General features: G+C 42.8%; 20 protein-coding genes and 3 pseudogenes. 14 read left to right on the top strand and 9 right to left on the bottom strand.

Features of this window, described 5'->3' with window-relative positions; genetic code table 11:
* Positions 1–103 precede the first annotated feature (103 nt).
* The 7 genes from C7Y69_RS07325 to C7Y69_RS07295 all read left to right on the top strand — a co-directional run bounded on the left by C7Y69_RS07325 (position 104) and on the right by C7Y69_RS07295 (position 6,798).
* Positions 104–1,549 carry a cryptochrome/photolyase family protein gene (locus C7Y69_RS07325; RefSeq protein WP_126872265.1) on the top strand — a complete coding sequence of 482 codons (1,446 nt, stop codon included), beginning with the start codon at positions 104–106 and terminating at the stop codon, positions 1,547–1,549.
* A 7-nt stretch (positions 1,550–1,556) separates the two neighbouring features.
* Entirely contained in the window at positions 1,557–3,095 is a 1,539-nt protein-coding gene (locus C7Y69_RS07320) for a cryptochrome/photolyase family protein (protein WP_126872264.1), read from the top strand.
* Positions 3,082–3,219 (top strand): DUF2256 domain-containing protein, encoded by a 138-nt coding sequence (locus C7Y69_RS07315; protein ID WP_013784092.1) that lies wholly within the window; start codon positions 3,082–3,084, stop codon positions 3,217–3,219. Before C7Y69_RS07320 ends, C7Y69_RS07315 begins: the two co-directional genes overlap by 14 nt.
* 43 nt (positions 3,220–3,262) lie before the next feature.
* On the top strand, positions 3,263–4,588 hold the full coding sequence (locus tag C7Y69_RS07310; RefSeq protein ID WP_013784093.1) for a DUF2254 domain-containing protein: 1,326 nt from the start codon (positions 3,263–3,265) through the stop codon (positions 4,586–4,588).
* A gap of 107 nt (positions 4,589–4,695) precedes the next feature.
* Positions 4,696–5,046, top strand: coding sequence for a hypothetical protein (locus tag C7Y69_RS07305; protein WP_013784094.1), 351 nt, complete (start codon positions 4,696–4,698; stop codon positions 5,044–5,046).
* Between the two features lie 172 nt (positions 5,047–5,218).
* A complete protein-coding gene (locus C7Y69_RS07300) occupies positions 5,219–6,133 on the top strand; it encodes a hypothetical protein (RefSeq protein ID WP_013784095.1) in 915 nt (304 codons plus the stop codon).
* A gap of 326 nt (positions 6,134–6,459) precedes the next feature.
* Positions 6,460–6,798, top strand: a complete 339-nt coding sequence (locus C7Y69_RS07295) for a helix-turn-helix domain-containing protein (RefSeq protein WP_013784096.1) — start codon at positions 6,460–6,462, stop codon at positions 6,796–6,798.
* Between the two features lie 629 nt (positions 6,799–7,427).
* Here C7Y69_RS07295 and C7Y69_RS21535 read toward each other — a convergent pair.
* Positions 7,428–7,601: a hypothetical protein gene (locus tag C7Y69_RS21535; protein ID WP_013784097.1), complete on the bottom strand. Its 174-nt coding sequence runs from the start codon at positions 7,599–7,601 to the stop codon at positions 7,428–7,430.
* A 6-nt stretch (positions 7,602–7,607) separates the two neighbouring features.
* Entirely contained in the window at positions 7,608–7,763 is a 156-nt protein-coding gene (locus C7Y69_RS22060; RefSeq protein WP_409513421.1) for a hypothetical protein, read from the bottom strand.
* A gap of 249 nt (positions 7,764–8,012) precedes the next feature.
* On the opposite strand from C7Y69_RS22060, the pseudogene C7Y69_RS07285 reads away from it, so the two are divergent.
* Together C7Y69_RS07285 and C7Y69_RS07275 are read left to right on the top strand one after the other, a co-directional pair.
* Positions 8,013–9,047 (top strand): annotated as a pseudogene (locus tag C7Y69_RS07285) (phage/plasmid replication protein, II/X family).
* A complete protein-coding gene (locus C7Y69_RS07275; protein WP_013784100.1) occupies positions 9,044–9,472 on the top strand; it encodes a hypothetical protein in 429 nt (142 codons plus the stop codon). The pseudogene C7Y69_RS07285 and the gene C7Y69_RS07275 overlap by 4 nt, the downstream one beginning before the upstream one ends.
* A gap of 311 nt (positions 9,473–9,783) precedes the next feature.
* Here the strand turns inward: C7Y69_RS07275 and C7Y69_RS07270 are convergent, their stop codons facing one another.
* Entirely contained in the window at positions 9,784–12,729 is a 2,946-nt protein-coding gene (locus C7Y69_RS07270; protein ID WP_260563459.1) for a Tn3 family transposase, read from the bottom strand.
* 302 nt (positions 12,730–13,031) lie between these two features.
* On the opposite strand from C7Y69_RS07270, the pseudogene C7Y69_RS22055 reads away from it, so the two are divergent.
* Both C7Y69_RS22055 and C7Y69_RS21815 read left to right on the top strand, forming a co-directional pair.
* A pseudogene (locus C7Y69_RS22055) lies at positions 13,032–13,355 on the top strand (SprT-like domain-containing protein); the annotation flags it as partial.
* 63 nt (positions 13,356–13,418) lie between these two features.
* Positions 13,419–13,832, top strand: coding sequence for a hypothetical protein (locus tag C7Y69_RS21815; RefSeq protein WP_260563440.1), 414 nt, complete (start codon positions 13,419–13,421; stop codon positions 13,830–13,832).
* Positions 13,833–13,915: 83 nt separating this feature from the next.
* Here C7Y69_RS21815 and C7Y69_RS07260 read toward each other — a convergent pair whose 3' ends face one another.
* Complete coding sequence (locus tag C7Y69_RS07260) at positions 13,916–15,304, bottom strand: DEAD/DEAH box helicase (RefSeq protein ID WP_049588576.1); 1,389 nt, start codon at positions 15,302–15,304, stop codon at positions 13,916–13,918.
* Positions 15,301–15,810, bottom strand: a complete 510-nt coding sequence (locus C7Y69_RS07255) for a hypothetical protein (protein WP_049588577.1) — start codon at positions 15,808–15,810, stop codon at positions 15,301–15,303. Before C7Y69_RS07255 ends, C7Y69_RS07260 begins: the two co-directional genes overlap by 4 nt.
* Positions 15,811–15,914: 104 nt before the next feature.
* On the opposite strand from C7Y69_RS07255, the gene C7Y69_RS07250 reads away from it, so the two are divergent.
* Positions 15,915–16,142, top strand: a complete 228-nt coding sequence (locus C7Y69_RS07250) for a helix-turn-helix domain-containing protein (protein ID WP_049588578.1) — start codon at positions 15,915–15,917, stop codon at positions 16,140–16,142.
* A 10-nt stretch (positions 16,143–16,152) separates the two neighbouring features.
* Here the strand turns inward: C7Y69_RS07250 and C7Y69_RS07245 are convergent, their stop codons facing one another.
* A complete protein-coding gene (locus tag C7Y69_RS07245) occupies positions 16,153–17,088 on the bottom strand; it encodes a site-specific integrase (RefSeq protein WP_126872262.1) in 936 nt (311 codons plus the stop codon).
* A 188-nt stretch (positions 17,089–17,276) separates the two neighbouring features.
* On the opposite strand from C7Y69_RS07245, the gene C7Y69_RS07240 reads away from it, so the two are divergent.
* Positions 17,277–18,320 carry a DNA-binding protein gene (locus tag C7Y69_RS07240; protein WP_126872261.1) on the top strand — a complete coding sequence of 348 codons (1,044 nt, stop codon included), beginning with the start codon at positions 17,277–17,279 and terminating at the stop codon, positions 18,318–18,320.
* A gap of 112 nt (positions 18,321–18,432) precedes the next feature.
* Here C7Y69_RS07240 and C7Y69_RS21810 read toward each other — a convergent pair whose 3' ends face one another.
* Complete coding sequence (locus tag C7Y69_RS21810; RefSeq protein ID WP_260563439.1) at positions 18,433–18,561, bottom strand: hypothetical protein; 129 nt, start codon at positions 18,559–18,561, stop codon at positions 18,433–18,435.
* 211 nt (positions 18,562–18,772) lie between these two features.
* Between C7Y69_RS21810 and C7Y69_RS07235 the strand changes: the two are divergent.
* Positions 18,773–21,366 (top strand): annotated as a pseudogene (locus tag C7Y69_RS07235) (TonB-dependent receptor plug domain-containing protein).
* Between the two features lie 43 nt (positions 21,367–21,409).
* Here C7Y69_RS07235 and C7Y69_RS07230 read toward each other — a convergent pair.
* Both C7Y69_RS07230 and C7Y69_RS07225 read right to left on the bottom strand, forming a co-directional pair.
* The gene (locus C7Y69_RS07230) at positions 21,410–22,822 is read right to left on the bottom strand and encodes a heavy metal sensor histidine kinase (RefSeq protein ID WP_126872260.1); all 1,413 of its coding nucleotides are present in this window, start codon (positions 22,820–22,822) and stop codon (positions 21,410–21,412) included.
* Entirely contained in the window at positions 22,812–23,489 is a 678-nt protein-coding gene (locus tag C7Y69_RS07225) for a heavy metal response regulator transcription factor (protein ID WP_071978925.1), read from the bottom strand. Before C7Y69_RS07225 ends, C7Y69_RS07230 begins: the two co-directional genes overlap by 11 nt.
* Positions 23,490–23,885 lie beyond the last annotated feature (396 nt).

Raw genomic sequence — 23,885 nt, 5'->3', positions numbered from 1 at the left:
CTCCCTTATACATTTTTTTGGGGTAGATGGATCCTGCTTTCTGCGATTATCGTATCATATGTATGCGTAAGTGTTTATATAATGTTCAATTAAAGGGCTAACCGTGACAGTGCCAGTGTCAATAATGTGGTTCAGACAGGACCTTAGAGTAAAAGATAACCCCGCGTTAAATGCAGCCTGTGATGAAGGAAAAATAATCCCGATTTACATTTACGATGATAATGCGAACGATGCAAAAGCATTAGGAGGCGCCAGTAACTGGTGGTTACATCACTCGTTGAATTCATTGAACGAGAAATTGAATAATCACCTAAAAGTATTTAAAGGCGATCCTAAAACGCTTATCCCTGCATTAATGGAAGCCTATGAAGCGAAGGGAATCTATTGGAATCGCTGCTATGAGCCTTGGCAAATTAATCGAGATAAAGCGATTAAAAAGCAGCTTTTAGACAATGACTTTGAGGCGCACAGCAGTAACGGTAGTTTGCTGTGGGAGCCGATGAAGGTGCACAAAAAAGACGGGACGCCTTACCGAGTTTTCACCCCATATTATAGAAAAGGTTGTTTGAACGTTGAGCCTCCACGCTATCCTCAAGCACCGCCAGCACGAATTACATACGCCGATGTTGATGATAGTAAAAATACTAAGGCTAACGGGTCTTGTAGTATAGACGATCTCAACTTACTTCCTTCGCTAGATTGGGACAGTGATTTTAAAAATCACTGGAAACCAGGTGAAGACGGTGCCGCTGACAATTTACAAGATTTTATCGAGCACTCTGCCCGCAAATATAAAGATGCCCGTGATATTCCGTCAATGAATGGAACCTCTCATCTATCACCTCATCTGCATTTTGGCGAAGTGTCGCCTAATCAAGTCTGGTATGCCATTAAAGACAGGTTTGAAACCAGTGAAGATAAAAGCATAGATACTTATCTAAGTGAGTTGGGCTGGCGCGAGTTTAGCTATTACTTGCTTTACCATTTTCCAACCATACCGACCAAAAACTTTAATGATAAATTTGATAAGTTCAATTGGCGCACTGATGCGAAATCTCTTAAAGCATGGCAAAAAGGGCAAACCGGTATCCCTATTGTTGACGCGGGTATGCGAGAACTGTGGCAAACCGGGTATATGCACAACCGTGTTCGTATGATTGTAGGTTCTTTCTTGGTTAAAAATCTTCTTATTAGTTGGCAAGAAGGCGAACGTTGGTTCTGGGACTGCCTAGTAGACGCTGATTTAGCCAGCAATACCGCTGGTTGGCAGTGGGTAGCAGGCACAGGCGCTGACGCAGCACCGTATTTCAGAATTTTTAACCCGTTATTACAGGGAGAAAAATTTGATAAACAAGGAAAATACGTCAGGAAGTACTGCCCTGAACTTGCCGACCTTCCTGATAAATACATACATAAGCCTTGGGATGCGCCGCCGGTCATCGCTAAAGATGCAGGCGTACATTTAGGGGATACTTATCCTAAACCTATCGTAGATTTAAAAGTATCGAGACAGCGTGCTTTAGATGCCTTTCAGGCTTTAAAAGAGTAGGGTACCCATGGCGTCTTTAATACTTATTTTAGGTGATCAGCTTACTCACAACCTGTCTGTTTTAGAAAACGCAACAAAAGCGCAAGATACCGTGCTTATGGCAGAAGTACGTGAGGAAGCTACTTACGTAAAGCATCACAAAAAGAAAATTGTTTTCCTCTTTAGTGCCATGCGACATTTCGCAAAAGCGTTGAAAGAAGATAATTTTAACGTCAACTATATTGATTATAACGATGAGTCAAACCAAGGCAGTTTGCTCGAACAAGTTAAATATACGCTAGCGAGCGGCGACTTTGATAATGTCAAAGTGACATCACCTGGCGAATATCGTTTACTGAAAAGCATGCAGCAATGGGAGCAATCCTTAGGTGTGCCTGTCAGCATAATCAATGACGCTCGTTTTCTCGCCAGCCCCAAAGAATTTAGTGATTGGGCCCATGACAGAAAGCAGTTGCGCATGGAGTTTTTCTACCGAGAGATGCGTAGAAAGCATGGCATCTTGATGGAAGATAAAAACCCTATTGGCGGGAAATGGAATTACGACGCTCAAAACCGAGAGCCCATGCCTGCAGGTACAAATGTGCCTTCACACACGCAATTTGAAATAGATGCGATTACTCAAGATGTAATTCATTTGGTGGAGAACGAGTTCAGCGATCACTTTGGTGATATTAGCCCATTTCACTTTGCCGTTACCCGTGACGATGCGTTAACGGTGCTAAGCGACTTCATAGAAGAACGGTTACCCCATTTTGGCCAATACCAAGATGCCATGGTTGAAGGTAAGCCATGGTTATATCATTCTCATATCGCGTTTTATTTAAATTGTGGTTTGCTAAGCCCTAGAGAAGCCATTGATGCTGCGGAATCGGCTTACTACGCAGGCACTGCGCCGCTTAACTCGGTTGAAGGTTTTATCCGCCAAATACTGGGGTGGCGGGAATTTGTTAGAGGGTTTTATTGGCACTTTATGCCAGGCCTTAAAAGCGATAATTATTTCAATAATAATCGCTCACTTCCCGATTTCTTTTGGGATGGCCAAACCAATATGAACTGCATGCGCCAATGCATAAAGGAAACACAAGCAAACGCGTATGCTCATCATATACAGCGATTAATGGTGCTGGGGAATTTCTGTCTTTTAACGGGGTTGTCACCCGAAGAAGTTCAACAATGGTACTTGCTGGTTTATGCAGATGCGTATGAATGGGTAGAACTACCAAATGTAGCAGGCATGATCTTATACAGTGATGGCGGTCAACTCGCGAGCAAACCTTATGTCGCCAGTGGTAGCTATATTAATAAAATGTCGAACTACTGCAAAAACTGCGGTTATCAAGTTAGTAAAAAAACAGGTCCTAAGGCTTGCCCGTTCAATTACTTATACTGGCATTTTATCGATAAGCATAAAGAAAAGCTAAGCGGTAATCCAAGAATGGCAATGATGTATAAAACTCATGGCCGCATGAAAGATGAAAATATAAACGCAATGAAAGACAGCGTGACAATTTTTTTAACTAAATTATCTGAAAATGAAGAAGTCTGATTTACCAAGCAAAATGTGCCCCGTGTGCAACAGACTATTCACTTGGCGTAAGAAATGGGAGAAGAATTGGGATAACGTAGTGTATTGTTCTAAACGTTGTGCCGGAAACAAACGTATGAAATAGAAACTTCTTACTATAATTATAATAAAAGAAAGGACACGAATTAATGGATGCGCCTATTTCAGTAGATAGATTTCGTTTTTTACTTTTTAGCTTCAAGGAAAAACTGTGGGTAAAGCCTTTATCACTATGCGTATTGTCTATCGCTGCGGTGTTCGCCTCAAAACTGGCAGACGGCACCGCACTCGCTGAACATCTACCTAAAGTCGATCAATCCTCAGTAGAAACACTGCTATCCATTATGGCATCGAGCATGCTGGTCATAGCGACTTTCTCGGCAGGCACTATGGTAAGTGCCTATGCATCTGCTAGCAGGTCATCGACGCCACGTTCGGTAAGTTTAATCATCTCAGATGATGCCTCACAAAATGCGCTGTCTACTTTTGTAGGCGCGTTTATCTTTAGCGTCGTCGCCATAACCGCATCAATTAACAATTTCTTCGAAGACGCTGGAATATTTCTTCTTTTTTGTCTTACCTGTCTCGTCTTTGTGATTGTCATTCTTACGTTTATCCGGTGGGTAGACAGTGTCGCGAGACTCGGCCGTGTGGGCTCTACGGTACAAAAAGTTGAAGATGCCGCCATGCGTGCTATTAACCATCGATTATCGACGCCCAGGCTCGGCGGTAAGCCGCAGCCGAACAGTGTGAAAGAGCAGGGCGGTGATCCCTCAAAATACCAAACACTAACAACTGATAGTATTGGCTATGTACAAATGGTTGATATGGCAAAAGTACAAGCGTGGGCTGAAGAACGAGACACTCAAGTTCATATCGCCATGCTACCCGGACAATTTTGCACACCGGATAAACCGCTGTGCTACATCGAGAGCTTTAAACCGAAAAACTCCGAGGATGACAGCAGCAGTAAAGCCAGCGATAAATCAGCACTGCTTTCAGCATTTCAAATTGGCAGCGAACGGTCATTTGAAGCCGATCCTAGATATGGATTGGTCGTGCTATCAGAAATAGCATCCCGCGCGCTTTCACCTTCAGTAAACGACCCAGGTACCGCCATCAGTATTCTTGGCAGTTATGCTCGGCTGTTTATTCAGTGGGCGCACAAAGAAAAATGCGATGACATTGGTGATATTAAATACGATAAAGTAACCGTACCTGACATGAGTACGGCCGATATGTTTGATGACGCATTCACAGGTTTAGCACGAGATGGTGCATCCATGATTGAAGTCTCTATAAGAATACAAAAGACGTTAGATGCCATTGCAAAAACAAGCAATGATGATATTTGTAAAGCTGCAACTAAACATGCTAAAGAAGCTTATGAACGCAGTATGAAAGCGTTAATTCATGACGGCGATAAAGAAATGTTAAGTGCAGTAGTGAATAGCTTAAACAATAAAAGAAGCTAAGCCATAGATTCTTTTATTTACTGAATTTAGGAATTCAGCAATGTTCTATTAAAACCAAATAATAGATTTCAATACGCGGATTATATGTAGATTGAAGGTAGCGTTTAGTGAGCACAATTGAAAGTGATGACATAAAACAACATGTAGAAAATGTTATAGCGTTTCCTACATGTTTAGCAGAAGTAAGAAAAGTTATTGCAACGTATATTACTGGCAAGCTAGTTGGCTGTTCGCAACATTTAATAGATACTGCAATAGAAAACAGCGTTAGTCATTACAAACAATTTGTACACAACGCGAATATTACCGAAAGTGTTGAAGTATCTTTATCAGAAGAAGATGTGACTTTATTAAATAAAAACCTGACTAAAATACAAAGAGAAAACCGCAAGCAGTTGTTAAGAATGTTAGAACGCATAATTATATTAGAAATAGAAAATGCGGCTTTGAAAAACTAACCCAAATATTGTAATTAATAGCAAAATTATTACAGATTTCATCAATGCTATTGACGCCAATAGCCCATTGTTTATTGAGAAAGATTGCAAATAGCTTGTTTACCAGAGATATTTTTCAGTATAATTTTAAAAATTGTTTAAATATTTGGTTTCATTATTGGAGGTTTTTATTTTGTTTGACAAGTTATTGGATGCATTTCCCGCAAACCAAAGTTTCTTTCAATTAGCTATAGTTAAGAAAACATGTGTGTGTGTGATTTTTCTATTTATCGTTTTATTGCTTACCATAAGCATAGTTAGTTCATTCCAATACGATTTATACTTAGACTTTACATATAATGGATTCAACAATTTATTTTTAATGTTTAAATTTCCCTTGGCTATCCTAGCAACACTTATCCCTCTTCTTGCTCTATATGCAACAAATCACCGTTCAGAACAAACTAAAAAAAGTATAAATTTGCTCTCTGCCCAAAACGACTTTACAAACTATCATCGTCATATTGAGCTATTTGAAAAGCATATAGAAAATATCATAAATGACGATGTCATAATAAGATCTAGAGAGTTACACCACAAAGTTTTTCCAAAGAGTGAGTCTGGAATTCCAACGTTTACGGTAGACAACTCATTTGAAGATGTTTTAGATGCAAATTTTGGGTTAATCTATAGTTTAATTACTCAGTTGTCTTCGACCGACAAAGGTCAAATAGTCGAAGTATTCATACAAATCGCACAGGTTCTCCATAACACCGAAAAAGAACTTTGCTGTCGTCTGATAAAACCTACAACTAACCTTGAGTTAGAGTTTGAACGTAATAGTGCAAATTTATATGGCGACGGTGATTTAAAGGGGGCGCTATTAGCGTTACAAAAACTTGCTGATATCAGCGTACATATTTTAAGTTTTTCAGATACAAAACAGCAAAACAAAATTATAAGTGATTTTAAGGAAATAGATCCTAGTGAAGCTCCCCCTGAGTTTAATTACGCAAATTTATCAAATAGCCACAAGGATATACCATGCTACTTTTATGAAGAGGCTAATAACTTAATTCGGAAGAGAAGTAAAAAAAACACGGCATGAAATTTATTTAGTGAATCGGAGCAGGTGCTTAAAATTTATCCTTTAGGAATATAAAATAAATAACTTAAGACCGAAATTAGTATGAGAATAGGGGCCGTATTGTAAGAATTTAATTGAGCAGTAATAAAATGCATACCGAATAATCATGATGCAATAGTACTTAATATAAAAAATATTCCAAATTTAAGGTGTCGCTACGTAAATTCTGGAGATACCCAAGGCCCCGAATTCAGATAATAAGTGCATCACTCATGGTTAAACGGTGACAAGAGATCAACTGCCTGTTGGTGGTACTCTGTAGTCGCCAAACAATCATGAGTATTATCATGAGTTACAAGCAGTTGATCGAAGGCCAACGATACCAGATCGAGGCCTACTTACACGAGGGTTTCAGCTACCGGGATATTAATAAGCGGCTTAAAGTGAGCCACAGCAGGATTGGTCGTGAAGTACGGCGTAACAGAATTCGGAAGAATCACTACTTGCCTGAAGTTGCGCAGGCTAAGACGATGAAACGACGATGTCAGGCAGCGAAATATGGAATACCCGTCCTGACGATGAATCTTGTTAAGTTTGGGTTGAGTCAGAAATGGAGTCCCGAGCAGATTGCAGGTGTAGGAAAAATTCTTGGCCACCCAGTCAGTCATGAGTGGGTTTACGGCTAAGTACAGCAAGACAAGTTGCGTGGCGGCAAGCTGTATAAGCAATTACGGCATGCGTACCAAACTTAGCTGTTGGTCAGTGGTCAAAGTGACTGGTTTATTCATAGTTATAACGCGCTCAAAAATAGTTCACAAATTGTACTTCCAATTAGGTATAATTAAAGAATATTTTCAATGTTGTGAAACGTGGACGATATACCAACGAGCGCTAGTCGTTGTAGAAGAAAATATAATAAAAGGGCTGTATTGCCCAAGCCTCGCGCGCAAACAGACAACGGCAAAATCGTTATGCGAAACGAAGCATTAAAGTTTATAGAAAACATGATAACAGTCGATCCTACAGTTGTTTATTTATTAATAGCCTACTTCTTTGTGAATAGGGTTTGTAAGACGATTGAGATTTATTTTAAAACTAGTAAATAAGCAAAAAAGCCCTCATTTGAGGGCTTTTTTATGCCCAGCCGGCATGAAGTGAACGGAAGCGTTCTTCTAGGTATAAATGCAGAATCTTCTTCACCCAACGGCCTGACTCCGTTCAATAAAGAGTCATGGCCACCCTGCTAAACCGGACGAATACAACGCGAGAGCAGGGGAAACGATGGCCTATTCTTTAATGCCGTATTTCTCTAAATTCAAGCCCGCTTTTTCATTGCTGCAGCCTGTGGATGTGGGTCATTCTTGTAAGTGTCTTGTACCTGCTGAATAAACAACGCGTGGTTATCAAGCAAGCGCGATAAAACTGCAACGGTTTTAATGTCCATGCCTGTGAGTATATCCTTCGCATAAATTAATTCTTCTAAATTCATTTTCTGTCACTCGCTGTGTTTATTGAAAATATCATTAGCTGTGCAGCCTAAGCAAGTGATGATCTTATTAAGCGTAGACGCCTTTGGATCTGTATCGCCGTTCACAACTCTTGAAACCTGCGTTAATTGCATCGCTGATGCGCTTGCAAACTGTGATTGGATTAGCCCTTTGTAACCTTAACGCCCTAACATTTTCGCCTATAAAAATACTTTAACACTCTTATTTCACGTGTACGTAGAATCATACACCACGCTTTTAAACCATAAAGCTTGACTTGCTTTACATGTGTATTTGTATTTCACATATAAGTGTATTGACAGGTTTTGCAGAGTGAAAAATTACAGCGAGCTGGGAAGTCTAGTAATACCCGACTTTTGTCTCAAAATGAGAACCGTACAGGTAAATATCCAATGATTGATTGGGTTCGTGCCTCTTTGCCAATTGTTCACGCTCCATTAAATGCTGGAGAAGTTTTTAGCATGGACGAACATGGTGAAATTGAATGGCGCAGCCCAAAAAGAAATCATGCTGTTGGCAGTTATGACAAGCGAATATCTATTAAGAGTGAAGGCGCAGACGGGCAGGGCAACGCAACCCATTTATGGGTAAGCGGCAACCCTTCTAAATTCCTTCAAGGTCACAATCACAATGTATTTGGCTCTGACGATCTGCTTACGCTTGTTTATGACACGTTCAACATTATTGCAGACCAGTTCAAGCTTCAACCAACATTACCAGAGCGAGTTGCTATCCGTAGCGGTAATTATAACCTTGGAATGACCGACATAAATTACTCGTTCAACTTACCATCACGCAGTGATGTTCTAGCATTTATCCGCGCCATGGAGTTTAAAGCTAAGACACGTCACGGCAGACCAACCACCAAGGGAGGAACGCTTTACTTCGGAAAAACCTCTGAGCGCTGGGCAATTAAACTGTATTGCAAAGCCGAAGAAATCAGAACTAAAACCGGACAGTTACCTGAGCAATTAACTAATATCGGCATCGAAAATTGGGCAGAAAACAAGTTGCGTATCGAGCTGCGTTTACACCGCAAAGAACTAGAAAAGCTCGATATTACGCAAGCGAAAGACTTAACACCCAATCGAGTTCGCCAGTTGTTCAACCTGTACTTAGGTAAAATAGAAATGACTGACCAAATAAGATTAACTGATGAAATCACGGCAAAGCTGCCTAATAAATTAATAGCAACTTAAACATTATGGACTGAGGGCCATGACCTAAGAAGTATGATGTCGAAAGCCACATATTACCGGCAACGAAAATCGTTAATGGAATATGGGATCAATATCGATTTAAGGCCATGCGAACCTGCGAAATCAAATGTAGTTCCGTTGTTTAGAATATTAGAAGCCAAACCAGCTGAGGTTCCGGACTGGGCGTATTCAAAGAATCTGATTCACCAATCGAGAAAAGCACAATGAATTTAAACAAAGCAATGGACTATGCCAGGCATGCCGATTTCAATAAAGAATCCATTGTTTGCCTGTGTAAATGGCAAAACAATTACTGTGTATTTAGCTTAGATTATTTACAGGAAGAATCAGAAAACTGGTTCGGTATTGAATACCTAGGAAGTAAATTACTGGATGCTTATAGTGTTAAAGGTGAAAGCTATGGTGGTGAAGTAATACAAGAATTAACTGACGATATTATAGAGCATATTAGTCCTGATAATCTGAACTTCCAAATCTATCAAACGAAGGTTGATACATCTTTAATTGTGCCAGCAATTTACCATCAGTTGTTGCCAGACTTTATTCTAGATTACGAGCGAGTTGACGATATATCTTTTTACCGTCATCAAGTTGACCGGACACTGAATCTAATTAATAGACCTGCAAATTAATAGAAAACTAAGGCTGCGCTACGCGCATACGGTGACCGTATGCGCGCAAAGCGGCCTCAGATTTTAATCTCACGCACGTTATAAAAACACACCTCATAACCACGCAATAGCTGCAAACGCAAAAAAGTGTGTAAGTCATCACGCACGACAAAGCTACCGAGAAGGCTGGCATCAACTACCCTAAACCCTCATATACTTAATTGCGCATAATGTATATTATGTTAAATAGGGTATTGATATCTAGGCTGAACTACCGTATAGGTCACTAGATTACGACATAAAGAGCTAACCCATTGATAATAATAAATTATCTAGATAGAAACATTGCGCATCTTGTTCAAAGTCGCATTAAACCTGCTTTTACCTACTGGGTTAAATTCGTAAATACCCATAAAGTTAATATGGGCCCAAGCAATGACTGAGCCAGTTGAAATTGACTCTATTACTTTTGCGCGTTGTTCTTCAGAATCGAGTGTTAAGCAGTAGTCAGAGAGGAAAAGGTAGTTCCATAGGATTATCATATTGCGAAGTAAAGTATTGCTAGCCATCACCAACTGAACTTCATCGTGCAAACCAACCTGAAGCTTGCCATTTCTGCCAAAAAGTACTTTATCAGCAAGTTTTTGCCCCAGCTCAACTCTATTGAGCTGCTTTTGAATATTTTGTCTTAGTTCTTCGTCGTCTACATAATTGAGAATAAAGTGGGTTTTTAGCAACCTACCGAATTCTTTAAATGCCTTATACAAAGTATTATCACGCTCACTGCTGGATAGCATTTTGAGCATCTGAGATGAACTACAGCGTTTTAATTTCATCGATGCCATCAATCTTAAAATGTCGTCCCAATTATCCAATATAAGTTTTTTATTGATTTGGGACTTAGGGGCAAGTGGTGAATCAGAATACTTCTGTGTTGATTTGGAATGATAAGCATAAAGCGTTTGGTGATGAACGTTTTTAATGCGAGGGGCAAATGAAACATCCATGAGATAAAGACCGGCAAATACCGCCTCTGTATACCCATGGGTGTCTGTGCTGTGAATATGTTCCTCAATGTCGTCTTGCATCAGTGTGTGTTTAGAAGATACCAATCCTTCTAGCACATAAGGCGCTTCACGATCTGATGATGTCAAAACGTTAACATGAAAGAAAGACTGTTTTTCGTCCAAGAAGCTATTTACGCTTATGCCTTGTTCTTTTCCGTAGTATTTGTATGAGTAATTTGCCAACAACGAATTGACGTTTACGACAACCTTCTTACCGTCGCTACTTGTGTGCAGCCTGCCATTATTTTCGTTATAGATTGTCGGCAGCGAGAGAGATTGAATAGTCTTAACCAGACAGTCATTCGCTCGTTGTAAATTGGCAATCGATACCCAAGAATTTTCAGTATCTTTCAATGCTTTTTCAGAAAATAGCTTACTGGCTCTGGCCAGCTCAGTGTGCCCAAGGTTCGTTCCCAAACTTAACACCGTGGCAAAAAGTAAACGAATATCAATCTCTGTATTACCGCCGCGAGGAAGCCGATTGCGAAAGCAGCTTGAAAAATTTGTATGTCGGTCAATTTCGAACATGACATCTTGAAGTGTGACTGAACGCGATGACCCTAGTAAGGTTGGGATGTATTTAGCAATGGAGAATTCTGGATCAGGGTATCGAATACGCCAGGTTCCGTCGTCTTTGACAGAGAAATGGGGGTTTTCATCTTGAGCAATACGACGAGTCACGTCTTCAAATCGCTGGGTCACACTCATACCTATACCATCGAGTACCGAACGACCATCAAAAAATTTATCCAGGGAAGCAGCCGCCAATAATCGCTTCTTATGATTACGCCACTCTTCGACTCCAATCATGTAGCTGGGCGTTTGCTTGTAGCGGTACGAATATTCTAGGGTGAGTGATTTGTCTTTGAGTCCTTTTGCTACTGCATTGAAAAGAAATACACGATACTTATTAAGCGGGTTTATATCGTCTTCCTCAAACAGAAGATTAGCTTCGGTTTTCGTTAGAAACGCAGTAGGAGAATCTTCGTCAATCGCTTTGGGCTGCGAAAGGTAAAAGTCAATTGCATCTAGCAGCGCTTGATTTTTACTCTGTTTGTAAAAACTCATCGCTTTAATAAGTGAACCAAGTAAACGTTGAAGTTTAAGACTGTTTTCAAAAAGCGAGCTGTAGTAATCAGCGTGTGTTGCTTGTTTGATTATGCTGTTTCCTACACGCTCAATATGCTTATCAAATTCCGGATTTTGCGCACTAAAAAAAGCGCTTATCAACTGTTGGGAACGTTCGTTACGCTCTTCAAATGATAGATTTGGATCTTTGGTAATTGAAAACACCAGCTCTAAGACGCGTTTGGCGTCTTTCGCACTGTTGAGCACGGTTCTATTTGCTTCTAATGTGCTTAACCGTTGTTCATCACGTTTGCTACGTTCATCACCTTTTGCGCGATTCGTAAATTGTTTAACGACTTTGAGAAGAGCATCAGCGGCAAAGTCATTACGCTTGTGAACCTGATCATAAATAAAAGAAAGATAATAAAGCGATTGTTTATTGTCATTTTTCAGGCGCCTGATTTCGTCATTATTTCCCAAATATATAGCATCAGAAAAATGTGTGATGGCTTCATCTGTCAAGTTAACCTTTTTATACACTCTGGCTAACTCACTAAATTGCTCACTAAACAGTTTTAAAATAGAAGCGTTCTGATTGAGGCTTCGTTGCCCAAGCCCTTGGTCAATCCTTTTCAACTCGCCTATGGTGTGTAGATGTGAATGTTGTGGAAAAAATTGAATTAATGCGTTTTTCTTTTTTGCGGATAATGATGTCTCGACTCGCTCAAGCATACGTGTTTCATAAGATTGAAATCCGATAGAGATAATGTCCACGAACTGGTTGTATGAAGGGATCTCCACACGTCGCATCCAACAAAATGACACCAATGCAAATAAGATGTCTTCTTTATTCATGCGAATAGAGACCAAACTGTCTGTGTGTAAGGCTAACAGTGCTGCGGTCTCATTGCTGTAGGCCTGCCAGTTATACTGAGCGAGGATTTGTTTCCTATGACGAGTTGCCATTTCTGGGGTGTATTTGTCCATATCGACAGCGTGATTGAGCGCCAGTACACGCGAAGCTCTTTTAATATCAGCAGCAAAGAAACGACTCGATTCAAAAAACCGTCCTTTTGCTTGAAAATAAGCCTTTGAAACGAGAAAGCCCACTTTCGCCACATCCGATTGCATTTTACGTAAGATTTTTTTGTTTCTAAATCCAGAGTAAAATAGCCAAGCGTTGCTTCTTTGGTCAATTTTGGTACGCTATTAAAGGCTTGTTTTCTTGCAGCAGAGAGCACCTTCATTTGTGCCATGTTCATTCCTTTTCGATATTAATATCGACTTTTTAATAACATTATCGATAAATTTGTGCAGTGTACACTGTACAAAATAAAGTATTTTGGAATCAATTTTCTCTTTTTAATAACCGTATCTTCTAACAAAACTGTCATCATTAATGTAATGTACAGTTAAACGATTGTCAGAATCATATTAATTACGTCATGTCGCCTACAGATGAACTTTACGCACCGCTCGTGACCGCATACGACCATTTTAATGCATGCTTATTTGATAATGCGTTGCCTCCCGTGATTTTCACCTTACAACGAAAAAAGAATGTCATGGGGTTCTTCGCGGCTAAGAGATGGGGTAACGCACAAGGTAAACTGTGTAGTGAAATCAGCATCAATCCCGCCTATTTTGCCTCATCAAGAATGATTGAAATCTTTCAAACGCTCGTGCATGAAATGGTCCATGCATGGCAGTTTCATTTTGGACAGCCTAGCGAGGGCCATTACCACAATAGACAATGGGCACAAAAGATGATGGATGTCGGTTTGATGCCCTCGGATACAGGCGAGCCCGGAGGTGCGATCGTAGGACGTCATATGAGTGACTTTATCATGAAACAAGGTCTTTTTATGAAGGCGGCGAATGCCTTGACGCAAGATATAGATTTCAGACTAAACTGGGTAGATAGATTGGCGCTGCCCAAGCTTCATGAGCCTGTGATTGTCGACACACCCACGTTGGCGCAGGATGCATTAGTTGAACACTGTGCTCATGCAAGTGATGTATTAAATGCCAACGTTGTGTCATTGGATGATGAGGCAGCATCTGGAGCATTACCGTCTACGAATGACGATTTCAACGCTATGCCAGACACATTTTACCTTCCAGAAGTCGCTAAACGTCAAACGCGCAGTAAACATGTGTGTCCTGGATGTGATACAAAGATCTACGGCAAAGCCACACTTAATGTCATTTGTGGAGATTGCGAATTACCTTTTGAGCGAGAATAAATCAAGCAATAAGGTACGCGTTGTTTAATCCAATCAAGCTAATTTCCGTTGTTTCGTTTGGACTGTTTTTTATTTTTTCCGATTTATGTGAAACGGAGTACCTCTTTTTCAAATTTTCCGTATGATGTTAGCGCGATCAACGCTTTAGAGGTCGCTCCGGTATTTGTTGTACTCTGCGACTCTGTAAGGTTTGAGCCTTCTGTGACTTGACTTGTTAGACGTGTTTCAGGATCAGGCTTTAGTGTGTCGTCGGATGGGCTTACTGAAGTTATTAAACTGTCGCCTTTTTTCTTCCGCCAGACCACCGAAACATGTTCGGGAATTTCTGCTTTGAGGAACGCGGCAAACTCACTTAACTCTGGGTGCGCAGGCACAATCAAGGTTGCTTGTGGATGAGTATCTTTTGGGCGCTTCCTTAAGATCCGGCCAAGCACCTGTCTAAAGTGCAGTTCAGTGCAGATCCGACTAAGATGACAGCATACTTGTAGTCTTGGAATATCGGTTCCCTCACTGACCATACCAACTGAAATTAACCAAGGCGCAGCTGAGTTTCTAAATTGTTGAATGACTGCATGGCTTTTATCTGTGTCACTCGTAACGAGCCATGGCTCTTGCTGCGTAATGTTTCTTAACATTCGTTGTATTTGTGTGGCATGTTTTATACTTGAAGCCACAATCAACCCGCCTACATCACTGCAATCTTGTCTCAGTGTGACTAATCTCTCATTCGCGTAGTGCAGGATGTTCGAGAGAAACAATGATTCCTCTAGGACGTGTTGATAGGCCAGGTTTTCATCTTTAAGGAGTTGCTTCAGACTGTTATGCGTGCGCGTGGTGTGGTCTGGCTCAATCACTCGCCATTTCGAACTGTCGATCAAATGCACTGAAGGTGTGCGGCACACACCTTCTTTAACCGCATCATTTAGCCCATAACTAAACTGCATATTGGGACGTAGGTTTTGATCGTAAAGCAATGAGGTGACATAGTTTTCATCCGTTCGCCATGGCGTGCCGGATAAGGATAATGTATATGGCGGTGTATTGTGTTGCATCAACGCCATCAGTGATGCGCCCCAATAGGTTGCATTGTGTCTATCATGACCACCACAATGATGAATTTCATCGAGTACGATGATCAGGCGTTGTTGCAACAGCCTGCCAATCATCCCGGGTGCCATTGATGACAAGCCTTGGTAGGTCAGTGTTAATCCAATGGAGCCCAAGAATCCGTCCATAGGTTGCTCCAACACCTTTTCAAACGTTGACTTAAGTCCATTTCTTACCGTAACAGAGGGTGCAATGCACAATACAAAATCCACTAAACCTGCGTTGAGCATGGCTTTAACCGTCACTGCGGCAAATACGGACTTACCAGCACCTGGCGTAGCTAAACAACCAAATTGCCGATGACCACTGTGATAGTGTTTCATGGCAGCGTCAAGGCATTGGGCTTGCCAATGTCTAAGTTTCATGAAGTAGCAGAGAGTAATAATTCGAGTGCTTTTATTTTTCCAAGCGTTCGTACATTTTGATCTTTAAATTCATTTAATTTTTTATCAATGCGCAGGGCCATGTCTGGGAATTCGGATTTTAAACTTTCCAGTTCCTCGGTTGCCCCTAAGCTGATCAAAATATCATGTTGTCGTGCATGGAGCCGTTTTTGTATTTCAGTAAGATTTTTTTCCAACGTGTCTTGATTGTTGATGTTGTGACTTGCCGATGAATCGACTATCGAATGTAATTTATTCGTTTGGCGGTAGTGCGCCGCTTTGTCCTCATTTTCTGTGACATCAACTAATAAACCATGCTTTATAAACGTCCGCATAAAACTGTGTATCCAACGTCTCACGTCATTTTTGTTTTGTTTGCCTGGATATAATGTCATGTAACAATCACGGATGTCGGTGACGCGAAAACGCGGGCTATCGAGAGAGACAATGGCCTGAATAAGGCCAGGGTGTGGCGTAAATTGCCGCATAATATACCTTTTTACTGCAAAGGGAATTTTAAAAATGCGGATTATAGTCCGTGGTTTATTAAGCCGCAAGTAGAGATATTACTGACTTTTAAGCAGGTCAGTTTATGTCACAGTTATCCGTCGCGTTAGGGCGCGTCATTCGAACATCGCGCAAATCTGCAGGATTGTCGCAAGAAGCGTTAGCGCTACAGGCGAAAGTAGACAGAAGTTATGTGGGCCGAATTGAGCGTGGTGAAGCCAATATCACGATCGAATTACTGTATCAGTTAGCCGATGTTATCGGTGTCACGCCGGACGCGTTGTTGCCCAGCCAAGATAGTATTGATGAATAAACTGGATCCGTTATGTTGGTTGTTGGAATGTAGGGTGCAGTGTCTCTAAATATGCCATGGCGGTACGTGTGTCTTTCCATCCTACGTGTGTCATCAGATCGCTTAAGCTCCAACGCTGCTCTGCCGCCCAATAAGCGAAACCGCGGCGAAGAGAGTGGCTGCTAAATGTCTGCGCGTTATTGATACCGGCTTTCTCAAATCGTTGTCTGAGTATACGACTGATACTCCGCGGGTTTAAGGCATGTTCAGCAATGACACCCCAGCGATCGATTTTTCTAAATACAGGTCCCTCGTGGTCGCCCAACATCTCTCGCCAGGCATCTAACGCAGCACATGGGCATAGCGTATTTAATGCCGGTAGTCGGTGACGTTTACCTGCGTATTGCCGGTCGCCTTTTGACTGTGACAGGTAAAGCGATAGACCATGATTAGGTGATTCCTCGATACCCTGGAGTAGTAGACGCGTGAGTTCATCACTTCGAAACCCTCGCCAAAATCCGACCCAAATTAAAGCCCGGTCGCGCGCGGCCCGCAATGAGACACCTCGTGAGTCACTGCGACATTCGGCATTGAGATGGCTGTCTAACTGTTCAAGCATGGACATCGCCAAGGGCGTGGCTTTCTTCACCGGGGCAGGGTGCAACGCCCGTATACCTTTAAGCACCTTTTTCACTTGGATGACTTTGGTGGGATCAACAAATCCTTGGCTTTGATGCCACTGGGACAGGGCAGCCAATCGGGTTTTGAGTGTGTTGTAGGCAAGGGTATTCGCATAGTGTGCCAAATATCGACATAGCGCCTCGCTTGTAGTGGGCAGCATACCGCCCCAATCCACTTCAAAATGCTCGACCGCACCTTGGTAAGTGCGTCTCGTATTATCACGTGTGGCGGCCTGAATATAGTCATCTACCGAATGTGTTTGTACGTTTCGCGGGAGGGTAGACATAGGGCGATTTTGACACCTCAATTTTTAGCGATAAGGATAGTATGTATCAATGTAATGGTTAATCAAGGGCTTCAGCGTATACAGGTGAAATAACCCACGATTATCGCTTGTTTTGATTTCCCTATTTTGATTTCGAATGCTTCCAACATTATACTGTATATACATATTACGTAATACAGTACATTATCATGGCGCGAACCGGCGTGACGCTGACAAACGTTAAACAAGCCACAGAGGCCATCATTGCGCGCGGTGACAGTGTGTCGATCGACGCTGTGCGCGCAGAGCTCGGGCATACGGGCTCAAAGAGCACTATTCATAAGCATTTGAAACGCTTAACCGAAGGGGGCGCAAATGCGCCGGTAGAAGTCTTACTGTCTGAAGAATTACAGCAGCTTGTAAGCCACGTTGCGGCGCGATTAAAAAAGGAGACGCATGCCACGTTGGTTGAACGTGAAAGTAGGTTTAAAAAGTCACTTGACGAGCAGGCGGCTTGCGCAGTCGCACTATCGGAGCAAAACGATACGTTGCAGGCTCAGATTGCGCGAGCTAACAATGACATCGCTGAATTGACTCAATATGTGACTGACATCACAGCGGCGCGCGATACAGCACTTCGCGAGTGTGATCGTTACGAACAACGGCTCGCATCAATGACACAGGAAATCCAGTTACTGACAACGCATAATCAATCATTAGAGGACAAGCACGTGGATGCGCGTGCGGCGCTTGAGCATTATCGTGCGTCTGTCGCGTCTCAGCGTGAGCGCGAAACCCATCATTTTGAAAGTACGATCGCACAACTCAATCATCAACAACACGCGTTGACGCAAGAGCTGGCCGGCTTAACCGGCACCAACCAAGAGCAAAAACTTACACTGGCGCGATTGGAGGTTACATTGTCTCAGGCGCTTAACGATCACAAAGCATTGGCAGAGCAGAACCGCTTTTTGGAAGAGGCACTCGCGCAATCCCGCAGTAACAATCAGCGTCTTGAACAAACCGTCGAGAGGTTAGAGCACGCATCCGATCTGCTTCGCGATGATCTGTCCTCTTCGACTGACGCTCTGAATACACAAACGATTGCACTTAATGAAACTCGCCAGCAATTAGTGGCAGCTGACGCGACGGTAAACACACAAGCGCATCTGATCGCAGAATACATGCACCAAACAAACAAAACGGTGAAAAAAACGAAGAAGTTAAGCGTAAACGATGATACGCCGCAATGATAATGCTGTTGATGCGTAAACGACACAAGATGTTATGTAGCGAACGATAAACATACCACCTTATCAAATGAACAATGTCTCACCAGGTGAGCACATCGACCGTCTGCTTTTCTTATGACATTGCTGTGCTCAAGATCCAATCCCTACCGTTGTTCATGACGCTATCGGTGCTGGGGCGCTGCGCAGCATAGCCTGTGCGTCCCATGGCATTGTCATGATTTGCCGGCTGAAGATCAGGCATTTCTTACACTCTTAGTACCTTTCAAAATTGTAATTATCATGTAATTCCACCGCCATGTAGGTCATGGCGGATTTTGTCAGTATTGGCCAGTGTCTGCGCGTATTTTGCGCAGCACGGTAGTCTCTTAGCCCTCCTACATCTGTAACAACCGGTTTGGGTTCTCAAGAGATTTTTCAAACAACACGACATAGACATAAAATCAGGGAAACACATGACTAACACTAAATCAAAGGCGACAAGGTTGGGGTTTGCAAAGACTCTTTTGTCTGCTTCTATCGCAGTGGCTATTTCACCCACGCTGGTTGCACAAGAGCAGGCCGGCACCACTGAGGCGGATGTAGAAAAAATGCAGTCGTCGGTACGCGTTCAGCGCCACGCTCGATAGGGGATTCAGCGGTACCTGTTGACATTATCAGCGCAGAAGAATTTAAAAGTACCGGGTCCACCGACATCACGACAATGATGCAAGCCGCCGTGCCATCCTTTAATGTTAACGACCAACCAATTAATGATGCTTCAACCCTAGTACGTCCCGCGAATTTAAGAGGGCTCGCGCCGGATCACACCTTGATACTGGTGAATGGAAAACGGCGTCATCGCTCAGCGGTTATTACGTTTTTAGGTGGTCAAATATCCGACGGTGCGCAAGGGCCTGATATATCCGTCATACCGTCTGTTGCACTTAAACAAGTTGAAGTATTACGGGACGGTGCGGCAGCACAATATGGCTCTGACGCAATTGCCGGCGTGATCAACTTTGCGCTTAAAGATGACGCTGAAGGAGGCCTAGTGGAATTTAATAAAGGTCAATATTATGAAGGGGACGGCGCAACGACGATGGTCGCGGGCAATGTTGGGTTGCCATTGACTGATCAAGGGTTTGTCAATCTCTCTCTAGAATATCGAACGGCCGATCCCACGTCACGAAGCGTACAACGCGATGATGCGGCGGCGCTGATAAACAATGGCAACACGTTCGTTGAAGATCCGGCGCAAGTATGGGGGAGTCCTGAAATAAAAGGGGATCTTAAGTTTTTTGCCAATGCAGGTTTGGAGCTTGATCAAAACAGTGAAGCGTATTTATTTGGTAACTATGCGAGACGAGAAGTGGAGGGCGGGTTTTACTTTCGAAACCCACACAACCGCGGTGGTGTCAATGATGGCGGAACCAATGACAGTGGTGAGCAATTATTACTGGTAGCCGACTTGACGCCAGATCTATCGGGCAACTGTCCGACCGATATAGCCGTCGGCTCAAACGTGCTAGAAAACCCTGTTTATATCAACCAAGTTGCAAACAATCCTGATTGTTTTGCATTCAACGAACTCTTTCCTGGTGGATTTACCCCAAAATTTGGGGGGATCGTTACTGATGCTTCATTGGTTGTTGGTACTCGTGGAGAATTGGATAACGAGCTAAATTACGATGTCAGTGGTGCTTATGGTACTAATGAAATCGATTATGCCATTAGCAACACCATAAATCCGTCATTAGGACCGGATACACCAACATCGTTTAATCCCGGGCGCTACATTCAAACAGAAGCGAGCTTCAATATCGACATCAATAAGTATATTGATATTGGCGGGAATGAACCGTTGTTCTTAGCCGGGGGCATTGAGTATCGATATGAAGCGTTTGAAGCCATCGCTGGGGATCCAAAGTCCTACGAAGTAGGCCCTTTAGCCGCACAGGGATTTGGTATCGGTTCAAACGGCTTTCCTGGGTTAGCCGCTCGGTTCCAAGGCAAGAATAGTCGTAACAGCGCAGCGCTGTATATTGATTCGGAGTATTTCTTTAGCGACGATTTTATGGTGGGGGCAGCTATTCGGTACGAGGACTTTAGTGATTTTGGTGACACAACCAAAGGCAAGTTGTCTGCGCGCTATCAACTGAATGAAACCGTCGCAATACGCGGCGCCATCGCAACTGGATTCAAAGCGCCGACCATAGGACAATCGAATGTACGAAACGTCACTACCGCGTTCAGTGCAACGGGATTGGTTGATAGAGCCACGCTGCCGCCGTCGGATCCGATTTCCATTCAAAAGGGGGCAACGCCCCTCCAACCTGAGGAATCTACGAGCTACAGTGTAGGATGGGTAGGAGAATTTGAAAATGGGTTATTTGTTACCATCGATTACTTCAATATTGAAGTTGAAGATAGGATCAGCACAACGTCGGGGATCACCCTCACGCAAGCGGATATCAATGCGCTTCTCGCCCAAGGCGTCACTGACGCATCGAGTTTTAGTGAAGTGAGTTTCTTCACAAATGACTTTACAACGTCAACACAAGGTATTGATGTCGTCGCTAATTATTCAATGGAAATGTTGGGAGGAGATACGGTTTTCTCGTTTGCGGGGAACTGGACCGATACAGAAGTTGATGATGTTAAAACGTTCGATGTGAATGGTGAGCAAGTCCAAAACATTTCACCCACTCGCATTCGAATGATTGAGGATAATTTGCCTGAATACCGCTTCAGCCTGACTGGCAATCATACGAATGGCGATTGGCGGATATTAACGCGCCTTAATTATTTTAGTGACATTTTTGAAGATCACATCGATGCCGGTTTACCCATAGAGGAAGTGGGTGCGGAATACACGGTCGATTTTGAAGTTGGTTATCATATTAATGAATCATTTATTATGACACTAGGCGCTCGAAATGCGTTTGACAACCTCCCTGATGAAAATGTGCTTTATGATACCGAAGTGGCGGGTTCAAAGTACCCAACGACGTCACCCATTGGCATTAACGGCGGTTTCTATTATTTAAAAGGCGTGTATACCTTTTAGTCCAACTGGCGTCTCGAACTAACACTTGCGTGTGTTCGAGGCGTCAGCTGCGCAATGGAAAGATGACCGTGAACGTGGTTGCCTGCTCATCTGATCCCACTTGTATATGTGCACCGTTAACTTCAAGAACAGATCTCGCAATGGTTAATCCTAATCCAGCGCCTTGCCCGTCACGTTTTCGAGATGGATCCGCGCGGTAGAAACGATCGAAAAGGCGAGAAAGTTGAATGTCAGGGATCTTATTACCTGGGTTTGAAATCGATATCAATGCTTCGTTATCCTGTATTTGAGTAGATACGGTTACTTCTGCATTATCGGGAGTGTACCGAATGGCATTAGATAACAAGTTGCTCAGTGCTTGTCGAAACATCGATTTGTCGCACATTAACGTTATTTTGTGACCAATAAGTTGAATGCTGATGTGCTTCTCTTCGGCCAAGAGCTCAAAGTATTCGATTAATTCACCGATTTCTTTCTGACAGTCTATCCGCTCAGCGTTGGGTTTGATCAAGCCATGCTCCGTTTGTGCTAGTAACAACATGTCACTGACCATTTTCGACATTCGCTCGTACTCTTCTAAGTTAGAATATAAGATGTCAGTGTATTCATTCGTCGAGCGTGGTTGATTGAGTATGACTTGGGTCTGTGTAGTCAGGTTGGTGATAGGCGTTCTTAGTTCATGAGCTATGTCAGCGGAAAAATGGGACAGCTGCTCAAACCCGCTTTCAAGTCTCTCAATCATCGCATTAAAGGACTCCACCAGATTAGCAAGCTCCACTGGGACTTCGGTGGGTTCCAACCTGATATCCAATTTATCCGCGGTGATGGAACCGATTTTGCGACTGAGACGTCGTAAGGGGGAGTGACCACGATAAACAGCAAACCGCGCGGCTAAGATCGTAATAGCCCCAGACAATACAATGATCCCCCACAATGTTGTCTCGAAGTCTTCCATATAGTTCATATGAAATTCCATGTTCGAGGCAACGATGACTTGATAATGTGTTTGGATGTTGCCGTCTTCAATACGCACGGTTATTTCCGTTGCCCGTAACATATGTTCGCCGTCGAAAAAGAGGCTTAACATGGATGGCGTTATTTGTTCTATTTCATACGTATCCCCAGGGTATTTTTCTAGCACCGCACTCTCACTGCTAAAAATAACTTCGTTGTCTTTATTTTTAACTAAATAATAGACACCGTGATGCCCAGAGACAGCTTGGAATAATATGCTAGACGGTGCAACCCCTTCACTATACGCTGTATTAAGCTTGCGTTTCACGGCTAGAAACACCTCATTCAGCTCATCTGCATCCTGCTCTTCAAAATGCTGAGCAATCGATTGCTGCACAATAAGACTTATAAACGTTAGGCACACAAAGATAGTGAGCCCAACAAGTATAGTGACCCGAAAGGCGAGAGAGCTTGGTCGCTTTGATAGATCCTTAAGATTCATTACTGCACATTTTATATCCCATCCCTCGCACAGTCTGAATGAGCTTTGGTGAAAAGTCATCATCGATTTTTGCTCGAAGACGGCGAATGGCGACATCAATCACATTGGTATCGCTATCAAAATTCATATCCCATACTTGCGAAGCAATAAGAGAACGCGGCAATACCTCGCCTTGGCGTCTCACCATTAATTCTAATAAGGTGAACTCTTTAGTTGTCAGGTTTATTGTGCGCCCACTTCGCGTGGCAATACGCGAAGGAATGTCGAGCTCCAAATCGGCTATGTGTAAAATATTATTGGGCACGGACGTGCCGCGGCGGATCAACGTGCGCACACGCGCTAGCAGCTCAGCAAATGCAAACGGCTTCACTAAGTAATCATCTGCGCCGAGCTCTAAACCTTTAACACGGTCATTCACATGATCACGAGCAGTAAGAAAAAGAACCGGTGTATGATTGTTAGACTCTCGTAACGATGACAATATTTTCCAACCATCGATATCAGGCAGCATGACGTCTAAGATGATCAACTCATATTCACCGAGCATGGCTTTGTGATGGCCATCGAGGCCGGTCCGAACTAACTCAACAACAAAGCCCGATTCGGCAAGGCCTTGTTTGATGTAGTCTCCAGTTTTTGTTTCGTCTTCAACGACTAATATTTTCATGCGATGTTCCGCCCGTTTTACTTATGATAAGCCCGCTTACAATATTAATGTACGTAACGAAACCGTGAAACGAAACTCATACTATCATACTATATAGATCGCTTCGTAATTTCGCCGACGTCCAGATACTTTAATGTTGAGTGCACTAAATATGTTAGTCCTTAGGTAGCTGATTATGCAACGAAATCCTTGCTTTTAATCCATTATAATCGGTCTAATTGTTGTAACCGTTCAGCAGGGCCCTATTGACAGGCTGCTTTGAAGTCGCCGAGTAGAGGATAGGACGTTTTGTTTAACGTCGCTTCGAGAATGGCGCGGAGCCAATTAAGTGGATTCAGCTTTTGTTTCCGGCAGGTTTCTACAATGGTGAGTATACGTTGTCTCTTATCTGCATCT

Source organism: Alteromonas sp. KS69 (assembly GCF_003989595.1).
Classification (GTDB): Bacteria; Pseudomonadota; Gammaproteobacteria; order Enterobacterales; family Alteromonadaceae; genus Alteromonas; species Alteromonas naphthalenivorans.
This window is presented reverse-complemented; position numbering and strand designations above follow the sequence as displayed.

Excerpts from the sequence above, each read along its gene's own strand:
- C7Y69_RS07320 (WP_126872264.1), top strand. The coding sequence starts at position 1,557 with ATGGCGTCTTTAATACTTATTTTAGGTGATCAGCTTACTCACAACCTG.
- C7Y69_RS07315 (WP_013784092.1), top strand. The coding sequence starts at position 3,082 with ATGAAGAAGTCTGATTTACCAAGCAAAATGTGCCCCGTGTGCAACAGA.
- C7Y69_RS07310 (WP_013784093.1), top strand. The coding sequence starts at position 3,263 with ATGGATGCGCCTATTTCAGTAGATAGATTTCGTTTTTTACTTTTTAGC.
- C7Y69_RS07295 (WP_013784096.1), top strand. The coding sequence starts at position 6,460 with ATGAGTTACAAGCAGTTGATCGAAGGCCAACGATACCAGATCGAGGCC.
- C7Y69_RS21535 (WP_013784097.1), bottom strand. The coding sequence starts at position 7,601 with ATGAATTTAGAAGAATTAATTTATGCGAAGGATATACTCACAGGCATG.
- C7Y69_RS07275 (WP_013784100.1), top strand. The coding sequence starts at position 9,044 with ATGAATTTAAACAAAGCAATGGACTATGCCAGGCATGCCGATTTCAAT.
- C7Y69_RS21815 (WP_260563440.1), top strand. The coding sequence starts at position 13,419 with ATGAGTGACTTTATCATGAAACAAGGTCTTTTTATGAAGGCGGCGAAT.
- C7Y69_RS07260 (WP_049588576.1), bottom strand. The coding sequence starts at position 15,304 with ATGAAACTTAGACATTGGCAAGCCCAATGCCTTGACGCTGCCATGAAA.
- C7Y69_RS07255 (WP_049588577.1), bottom strand. The coding sequence starts at position 15,810 with ATGCGGCAATTTACGCCACACCCTGGCCTTATTCAGGCCATTGTCTCT.
- C7Y69_RS07250 (WP_049588578.1), top strand. The coding sequence starts at position 15,915 with ATGTCACAGTTATCCGTCGCGTTAGGGCGCGTCATTCGAACATCGCGC.
- C7Y69_RS07245 (WP_126872262.1), bottom strand. The coding sequence starts at position 17,088 with ATGTCTACCCTCCCGCGAAACGTACAAACACATTCGGTAGATGACTAT.
- C7Y69_RS07240 (WP_126872261.1), top strand. The coding sequence starts at position 17,277 with ATGGCGCGAACCGGCGTGACGCTGACAAACGTTAAACAAGCCACAGAG.
- C7Y69_RS21810 (WP_260563439.1), bottom strand. The coding sequence starts at position 18,561 with ATGCCTGATCTTCAGCCGGCAAATCATGACAATGCCATGGGACGCACA.
- C7Y69_RS07230 (WP_126872260.1), bottom strand. The coding sequence starts at position 22,822 with ATGAATCTTAAGGATCTATCAAAGCGACCAAGCTCTCTCGCCTTTCGG.
- C7Y69_RS07225 (WP_071978925.1), bottom strand. The coding sequence starts at position 23,489 with ATGAAAATATTAGTCGTTGAAGACGAAACAAAAACTGGAGACTACATC.